Source organism: Burkholderia sp. E168m23, from assembly GCF_016586125.1.
GTDB classification, from domain to species: Bacteria; Pseudomonadota; Gammaproteobacteria; order Burkholderiales; family Burkholderiaceae; genus Burkholderia; species Burkholderia orbicola.
Genome location: NZ_BCPP01000454.1, coordinates 1 through 5,591 on the forward strand (window position 1 = coordinate 1; position 5,591 = coordinate 5,591).

Genomic DNA, 5,591 nt, shown 5'->3' on the forward strand with positions numbered 1-5,591 from the left:
ATTTCGGTAGAAATTTATATATTTTATTCATATCGAGGGGGCATGATATGTATAGATTTTTGCCGAAATGACGAATTCCTGCACCATTCAGCTTCACGCCGCCGGTCACTGGCACGACATCGGCAGCGTCATCTTGTTCGGCGAGCCTGACGAAGGATGGCGCGCTCGCGCCTACTCGGGCTACGGCGTTGAATGGATCGTCCGTCATCAGGCTGCGCGCGATGCGCATGCGATGTCGTGCACCTTTCCCGTCGAACTCGAGCCGCTGGTGACATCCCATTGGCCGGTTTTCCTGATCGATTTGTTGCCCCAGGGTTTCGGTCGCCAGGAACTGTTGCGCCGCCTCGATTTGCCGGAAACGGCGGAGGAGCGAGCCGACTGGCCCTTACTGCTGGCGGGAGCCGGTAATTCGATCGGCAATCTGCGAATCAAGGAAGCCGCCCAGTGGCTCGCCGAGCGACAAGGGCCGCAGCACGGTTTCACGGACGACGAAGTGGCCATGCGCGGAGACGCATTCAGCGAGTATCTCGCCGAACACGGATTCTTCGTTGCAGGCTCTTCCGGCGTGCAGGGTGAATGGCCGAAGCTATTGCTGACCCGCGCCGACGATGGGCTGCTCTATCTCGATCACACGCTGCCCGACGAGCGTGCGGTTGCACACTACATCGTCAAGTTCGGACGCGGCAGCAACGAGCGTCTTGCACAGATTCTGCGCCACGAAGCACCCTACATGGCGTTGGCCCGGCGTCTCGGTCTGCGCGTGCATGCACCGCTGACGCTGCGTGATCGGGCGCTGTTCATTCCGCGGTTCGATCGCGCGCGAGTGGGTGACGGCGTTGTCCGGTTCGCCCAGGAAAGCATTGCTTCGTTGACGGGCAAAGCCGGCTTCGGCGTCGTGCCGAGTCACGACGAGGTATGCGCGCATCTCGTACGGCAATGTACCGATCCCCAGGCCGAGGTTGCGGAGTACTTGTGTCGCGACGTCGCCAATCTTGCGTTGGGCAATAAGGACAATCATGCGCGAAACACCGCGTTGCAACGCGATTTCCAAGGGCGCATTGCGTTGACGCCGCTTTTCGACTTTGCGCCGATGTATCTGCATCCCGATGGCATTGCCCGACGCATTCGCTGGGAGGGAAATGACGGTGGCCGGCCGGACTGGGCGAGAGTGCTCGACACGGTGGTCCGGTCGAGCGAATCCTGGGCGGGGAGCGAGCGCCCCGAGCTTGATCGCGATGCACTGCAGACGCGGCTGCGGGCAATGGCACCGCGCCTACAGGAGATCGCCGATCAAGGAACGGATCTTGGGTTGGAGCCCGATGTGCATGCCTTTCTTAAACCGGGCCTGGAGCGGTTTGCGCGCGAACTGGATGCGCTGCGCTAAGCGGGGATGGCACCATGGACAAACGCTATAACACGATGCCGCTTCCCGAGCAGCTCGCACTGCGGCGGCAAGCGGTCGAGGAGGTTCTTGCACACCCTGAATGGACGCTGCGCGAATCGGTGCGTCATTTGAAGAAGACGATGCGGTTGACGAGTGCCGAAGTGGCCAAGCTGGCCGGCGTGTCGACCAAGACGATTCAAGATATCGAGCAGGGTCGCAGCGACGGGACGGTACAGACGATGAATCGCATCTTCGGCATGCTGGGGCTTAAATTGGGTGTGGTGCGACAGAGCCCATAGCCGGGCGGGACGTGTCGTCCGCGGGTCCCTCGTTATTGCGGCGCTTGCTGCAGCCAGCCGAAGCCGCGGCCCAACGACAAAACGGCCGCCCGGTCCATCGTTCGACCGGGCGGCCGCTCCGCCTACTTCACCGCAAACAGCGTCAGGTTCATGAAGATCTTGAACGCATAGCCGAGCGTGACGGCGCCGACCACGCCGCCCGCCCACAGAACGACGAACCACATCCAGCCGCGCATCCGCAGCCGCGGCGCCTCGGGCTGGCCGGCGGTGGAATCAGTGGTGGTAGTAATGCTGGTCTTCATGGCGCACCTTGCCTCGGAATACCCAATAACCCATCGTCGTGTAGGCGATGATGATCGGGAGGATAACCGCTGCGCCGACCAGCGTGAAGGTCTGGCTCGAACGCGGCGCCGCCGCTTCCCAGATCGTCATCGTCTGAGGAATCGCATACGGGAACAGCGTGACGAGCAGGCCGACGTAGCCGAGCAGCACCAGCGCCAGCGCGAGCACGAACGGCGTCATGTCGTGCCGGTCGCGCACCGCGCGGCGCATCCACACCGCGCACGCGGCGACCAGGAACGGCACCGGCAGCAGGCGCCAGAACAGGCCCGATTCGAACCAGCGCTGCGCGATGGCCGGGTCCTGCAGCGGCGTCCAAAGGCTGACGATCGCGATGAAGCCGAGCAGCACGACGGTCAGCGGCCACACGACGCGATGCAGGCGGCGCTGCAGGTCGCCTTCGGTCTTCGCGACGAGCCAGCAGCAGCCGAGCAGCGCGTATGTCACGATCAGGCCGAGGCCGGTCAGCAGGCTGAACGGCGTGAGCCAGTCGAACGCACCGCCCGCGTACACGCCGTCCTTCACGTCGATGCCCTGCAGGAACGCGCCGAGCGCGATGCCCTGGAACAGCGTCGCGCCGGCCGAGCCGCCGATGAACGCGAGATCCCACAGCTGCTTCGTGCGCCGCGCCTTCGCGCGGATCTCGAACGACACGCCGCGGAAGATCAGGCACACCAGCATGAAGATCAGCGGCAGGTACAGCGCCGACAGCACGGTCGAATAGACGATCGGGAACACGGCGAACAGCCCGGCGCCGCCGAGCACGAGCCACGTCTCGTTGCCGTCCCACACGGGCGCGACCGTGTTCATCATCAGGTCGCGTTCCTTTTCGTCCGGGAAGAACGGGAAGACGATGCCGATGCCGAGGTCGAAGCCGTCGAGCACGACGTACATGAAGAGCCCCAATGCGATGATTGCGGCCCAGATTACGGTGACGTCCATAGGTTTTCTCGTTTGCGAATGGGGTAGGCTCAGACGGTCTCGATCAGCTCGTCGACGGCGGACATCGGGCGGCGCGCGGTGTGATCGGGGCGCGTGTCCGGTTTATCGTCGTGCTCGACGTCGGGCAGCGCGGGGCCGGCCTTCATCAGCTTCAGCATGTAGTACACGCCGGTGCCGAACACGAGGAAGTACACGATCACGAACGTCATCATCGACAGGCTGACCTGCTGCACCGACAGCGGCGACACGGCCTGCGCGGTGCGCATCACGCCATACACGACCCACGGCTGGCGGCCGGCTTCGGTCGTGACCCAGCCCGCGAGCAGCGACACGAAACCGGTCGGGCCCATCACGAGCGCGAAGCGTTGGAACCACTTCGATTCATACAGGCGGCCGCGGCGGCGCAGCAGCCACGCGAGCGCGGCGAGGCCGATCATCGCGAAGCCGAGGCCGACCATGATCCGGAAGCTCCAGAACACGACCGTCGAATTCGGGCGGTCTTGCGGCGGGAAGTCCTTCAGCCCGCGGATCTCGCCGTCCCAGCTGTGCGTGAGGATCAGGCTGCCGAGGTGCGGCACCTTCACCGCGTAGCGGGTCGTTTCCGCCTGCATGTCCGGAATGCCGAACAGGTTGAGCGCGGTGCCGCCCTTCTCGGTTTCCCACAGCCCCTCGATCGCGGCGATCTTCGCGGGCTGGTGCTTCAGCGTGTTGATGCCGTGCTGGTCGCCGATCACGGCCTGCAGCGGCGCGAGCACCAGCAGCAGCCACAGCGCCATCGAGAACATCTTCTTCACGCCCTTGTCGCGGCGGCCCTTCAGCAGGTGCCACGCGCCGGTCGCGGCCACCACGAGCGCGGCGACGATGAACGCGGCGATCGCCATGTGGAACAGGCGGTACGGGAACGACGGGTTGAAGATGATCGCGAACCAGTCGGTCGGCACGACGCGGCCGTCGACGATCTCGAAGCCCTGCGGCGTCTGCATCCAGCTGTTCGACGCGAGGATCCAGAACGTCGAGATCAGCGTGCCGATCGCGACCATCAGCGTCGCGCCGAAGTGCGCGCGCGGGCTCACGCGGTTCCAGCCGAACAGCATGATGCCGAGGAAGCCGGCCTCGAGGAAGAACGCGGTCATGACCTCGTACATCAGCAGCGGGCCGGTGACGGCGCCGGCGAAGCTCGAGAAGCCCGACCAGTTGGTGCCGAACTGATAGCTCATCACGACGCCGGACACGACGCCCATTCCGAACGCGACCGCGAAGATCTTCGACCAGAACAGGCAGAGGGTCTTGTAGTACTGCTTGCCGGTCTTCAGCCAGCGATATTCGAGCACGGCGATGAAGCTGGCGAGGCCGATGCTCAGCGCCGGGAAGACGATGTGAAAGGAGACGGTGAACGCGAATTGCAGGCGGGCCAGATCGAGGGCCGAAAGTGCGGTGTCCATACCAGATGACCGAAGCTGACGATACCCGCCGGCGGGTGCCGGCGGACCCCGGCGGACAGGCGTCGGGGTTGGCTGGAGTATGGGCCGTGATGTTGCACCGCGAAATGCGCCAACTCGTCGCAGATGTACAGCCCGTCGCGCGCGATTTCGGGATAAATCGTTGATTCGTATCAAGAAGGTCGTTCGCAGTGCGTGCGGTCGCGGCGTGGCGGTCTGACGCACGTGCGTCAATATGGCGCGTCGCGTCATTGGAACGGTTTTGCGCATGCGCCAACCGCATGCCGGGACGGCGATCGGTTTCGATCCGTTAGCGCGTAACGCGACCGTCCGGACGGGCGGGGCCGTTTGTCACACGGGTAACGTCGCGCAACATTCGCGCGCTCGCTCGTAATGGATGCCGGATCGCGTGCGGCGTAGCGTTCGGGATGCCGGGTTCGCATCGGCGAACCGGCCAGCCGGAGAACGTGACGTGAATGGATTGAAGCTCGCACTGGGCGCGGCGGCTGCGGTGGCGGTCGCGACGGGCGGCGTGGCGCATGCCGCCCGGGTCGGGGTCTATATCGGCCCCGGCTACCCGTATTACGCCCCGGTCGTCCCTGCGCCTTACTACTACCCGCCACCCGTCGTCGCGGTGCCGGTCGCTCCGCCGCCGCCGCCCGAGTATGTCGAGCAGGGGCAGCCGCAGGACAACGGCGACGCGAACCTCTGGTACTACTGCGACGCGTCGAAGCATTACTACCCGTACGTGAAGACCTGCAAGTCGGGCTGGCGCTCGGTGCCGGCGCGGCCGCAGTGACGGAGGCGCAACGATGAAAACCGTATTTCGACCGCTGCGCGTGCCGGCGGTACTGTCGCTCGCCGCGCTGCTCGGTGCGTGCGCCTACCTGCCGACCGGCCCGAGCGTGATGGCGCTGCCGGGCACCGGCAAGTCGTTCGACCAGTTCCGTGCCGACGACGGCAGTTGCCGGCAGTACGCGTTCGAGCAATCGGGCGGCGTGAGCGCCGGGCAGGCGTCGACCGCGAGCGCGGTCGGCAGCGCGGCCGTCGGCACCGCGCTCGGGGCGGCGGCCGGCGCCGCGTTCAACGGCGGCACCGGCGCGGCGGTCGGCGCGGGCGCGGGGCTGCTCGCGGGCAGCGTCGTCGGCGCGGGCGCCGCGCAGGGCTCGGCCTATGACGTCCAGCGCC

The 5,591-nt window shown here is 65.5% G+C and carries 7 protein-coding genes; 4 read left to right on the plus strand and 3 right to left on the minus strand.

Features of this window, described 5'->3' with window-relative positions; genetic code table 11:
- Positions 1 to 67 precede the first annotated feature (67 nt).
- Together JMF90_RS21815 and JMF90_RS21820 are read left to right on the plus strand one after the other, a co-directional pair.
- Entirely contained in the window at positions 68 to 1,384 is a 1,317-nt protein-coding gene (locus tag JMF90_RS21815; RefSeq protein ID WP_011548941.1) for a type II toxin-antitoxin system HipA family toxin, read from the plus strand.
- A 14-nt stretch (positions 1,385 to 1,398) separates the two neighbouring features.
- Positions 1,399 to 1,683: a helix-turn-helix domain-containing protein gene (locus JMF90_RS21820; protein ID WP_006480347.1), complete on the plus strand. Its 285-nt coding sequence runs from the start codon at positions 1,399 to 1,401 to the stop codon at positions 1,681 to 1,683.
- Positions 1,684 to 1,805: 122 nt separating this feature from the next.
- On the opposite strand, the gene JMF90_RS21825 is transcribed toward JMF90_RS21820, so the two are convergent.
- The 3 genes from JMF90_RS21825 to JMF90_RS21835 are packed head-to-tail and all read right to left on the minus strand — an operon-like array spanning position 1,806 to position 4,406.
- Positions 1,806 to 1,985, minus strand: coding sequence for a hypothetical protein (locus JMF90_RS21825; RefSeq protein ID WP_011548942.1), 180 nt, complete (start codon positions 1,983 to 1,985; stop codon positions 1,806 to 1,808).
- On the minus strand, positions 1,957 to 2,964 hold the full coding sequence (cydB, locus tag JMF90_RS21830) for a cytochrome d ubiquinol oxidase subunit II (RefSeq protein ID WP_011548943.1): 1,008 nt from the start codon (positions 2,962 to 2,964) through the stop codon (positions 1,957 to 1,959). Before cydB ends, JMF90_RS21825 begins: the two co-directional genes overlap by 29 nt.
- A gap of 29 nt (positions 2,965 to 2,993) precedes the next feature.
- Entirely contained in the window at positions 2,994 to 4,406 is a 1,413-nt protein-coding gene (locus JMF90_RS21835; RefSeq protein WP_011694879.1) for a cytochrome ubiquinol oxidase subunit I, read from the minus strand.
- Between the two features lie 469 nt (positions 4,407 to 4,875).
- Between JMF90_RS21835 and JMF90_RS21840 the strand changes: the two genes are divergently transcribed.
- Together JMF90_RS21840 and JMF90_RS21845 are read left to right on the plus strand one after the other, a co-directional pair.
- Positions 4,876 to 5,202: a hypothetical protein gene (locus JMF90_RS21840; protein ID WP_012339266.1), complete on the plus strand. Its 327-nt coding sequence runs from the start codon at positions 4,876 to 4,878 to the stop codon at positions 5,200 to 5,202.
- Between the two features lie 13 nt (positions 5,203 to 5,215).
- Positions 5,216 to 5,591, plus strand: a 376-nt coding sequence (locus tag JMF90_RS21845) for a YMGG-like glycine zipper-containing protein (protein WP_201325420.1), incomplete at its 3' end; no start/stop codon positions are given.

Bases quoted from the DNA above. Each gene is read 5' to 3' on its own strand.
- JMF90_RS21815 (WP_011548941.1), top strand. From the start codon at position 68: ATGACGAATTCCTGCACCATTCAGCTTCACGCCGCCGGTCACTGGCAC.
- JMF90_RS21820 (WP_006480347.1), top strand. From the start codon at position 1,399: ATGGACAAACGCTATAACACGATGCCGCTTCCCGAGCAGCTCGCACTG.
- JMF90_RS21825 (WP_011548942.1), bottom strand. From the start codon at position 1,985: ATGAAGACCAGCATTACTACCACCACTGATTCCACCGCCGGCCAGCCC.
- cydB (WP_011548943.1), bottom strand. From the start codon at position 2,964: ATGGACGTCACCGTAATCTGGGCCGCAATCATCGCATTGGGGCTCTTC.
- JMF90_RS21835 (WP_011694879.1), bottom strand. From the start codon at position 4,406: ATGGACACCGCACTTTCGGCCCTCGATCTGGCCCGCCTGCAATTCGCG.